The 2,072-nt window shown below is 44.2% G+C and carries 2 protein-coding genes; both read right to left on the bottom strand.

The annotated features are described in order from the left end of the window. Window positions 1-203 precede the first annotated feature (203 nt). Window positions 204-932, bottom strand: a complete 729-nt coding sequence (locus tag ACMHXH_RS06235; protein ID WP_413737828.1) for a DUF4268 domain-containing protein — start codon at window positions 930-932, stop codon at window positions 204-206. A gap of 21 nt (window positions 933-953) precedes the next feature. After that, the coding region (locus tag ACMHXH_RS06240; RefSeq protein ID WP_413737819.1) for an IS256 family transposase at window positions 954-2,072 on the bottom strand (1,119 nt) is incomplete at its 5' end.

Here is a 2,072-nt window from a genome sequence, read left to right on the forward strand (position 1 = left end):
TGTTTGTTTGGCGACTACAGAGTATCACCAACAGGCAGTTGATCTCTCCTCACCGTTTAACCATGAGTGGTGCACTTATTATCTGAATTCGGGCCTATTTAGTTGAGGCTGTGTGAAACATCAAAAAGATTTGGCTGTCCTGTTTTTCTTCAGTATTTCGTCGTATTTCTCAAAAGATATAAGATATGGCTTTCCTATCTTTCTTATTTCAAGTGCTGACGAACCCTTTTAGCAAACAAACATTTGAACTTGAGTAGGTTGTCAATATGCCACATTTTTATCTCAGAGAGGTCACTTCCGTCAGAAATTGAACCATCACGATAAACAGCCACTCTAGTAGCTCTCTTACCATCTATTGGTTCCCAAGAAAGTTCACTTCCAAATTCATCTTCAATTTCAGCTTTACTTTCGAGCAAATAGTTCAAGCACGACTCGTTTTGCTCAGCATTGCCAAAGTCGATATAAAGTTCTGTACGAACTTTATTGCCTTGGCAAAAGTTTGCACCATAATTTATACCAGTGGTTCCAGAAGCAAATGCGTACCAGTTCTGAGGTTGACCAGCCTTGGCTGACGTAAATTTATGCTCGCATCGAAGCTCATCAATTAACCCTTGGAAATATTCGCGGTACTTTTCGGATTTGGCACTCGTTTTTTGAACAGACTTGTTCGCAGACTTGCTCTTTTGCCATTCGTTTGGAAATACTACAGGCTTTAGATTAAAAGCAGGTTTTGAGTCATCGATTTGAATAACTTCAACAACAACCGCAAAGAATTGAGTCTGACTGTCTGTTCGGTGATTCAGCCAGTCCAAGGCTTGACGGTGCTCTTCACGAATAGTTTCAGCAACCCAAATGACGAATGAAGCATCAAACCCAGCCGCATATGTAAGTAGCTTACCTAGGTGATCATGGTCAGTTTGGAGGGTGTTCAAAATTCTGTGTCACGTTAAAAATCACAGATCGATGTGAGCATCCAGTCGTCCTTCAAAATGGATGGACAGCTGAGATAGCGTTAAATTCCAGTTTTGAATCGGGTGTGACCACCGCTCCTGAGCCTTCAATATACCGGCGTAGAGCAGTTTGAGTAAACTGTTCTCGTTGGCAAAACCACCCTTGGTTTTCGTCAGTTTACGAAACTGACGATGTACGGCCTCAACCGCGTTCGTGGTGTAGATAGCCTTACGCACGTATTCCGGGTACTTAAAATAGGTCGATAACAGCGCCCACTTGTTGCGCCAGGACTTGATGACCACAGGATATTTGTCGCCCCATTTGGCTTCCAGCTCGTCCAGCGCCATCTCAGCTGCATTGAGGGTTGTGGCTTTATAGACACACTTTAAATCAGCCATAAACGCCTTCTGGTTTTTAGACGCTACGTATTTCATTGAGTTACGAATTTGATGAATGATGCATGACTGCACCTCTGTATGTGGGTAAATGGTTTCAATGGCTTCAGGGAAGCCTTTAAGGCCATCAACACAGGCAATCAGGATGTCTTTAATACCGCGACTATGAAGATCGGTTAGTATACTTAGCCACTGATGTGCACCTTCAGTGTCTGAGATATACAAGCCCAACAGCTCCTTTTTTCCTTCTACATTGAGCGCCAGAATGGTGTACACAGCTTTGCTGACAAAGCGGCCATTCTCTTTGATTTTATAGTGAATAGCATCAAGCCAGAGGATGGGATACAGGGCTTCTAAATCACGTTCACGCCAAGCCTGAAGCTCAGGTAGCAGTTTATCAGTAATGGCGCTGATGGTGCCATTGGGGACTTCAATGCCGTAGATATCGGCGATATGGGCACGAATATCCTGATAACTTGTGCCCAGTGAAAATAGCGCAATGATTTTCCGCTCCATCTCATCGGTCAGGTATGTCTGGTTCTTTTTTACAACCTGAGGCTCGAAGGTGCCATCTCGGTCACGCGGAGTATGCAGCTCAAAGCTACCGGTAGCGGTCTTCAGTGTCTTACTGGTCTTGCCATTTCTGCGATTACCAGGCTGCTTATCTTCAAGATGTTGGTCGAGCTCAACATTGAGGGCCGCTTCAGTAAGCTGTTTAATGAGTGG

It is taken from the genome of Shewanella sp. BJSY2023SW001, from assembly GCF_047314685.1.
Classification (GTDB): Bacteria; Pseudomonadota; Gammaproteobacteria; order Enterobacterales; family Shewanellaceae; genus Shewanella; species Shewanella indica.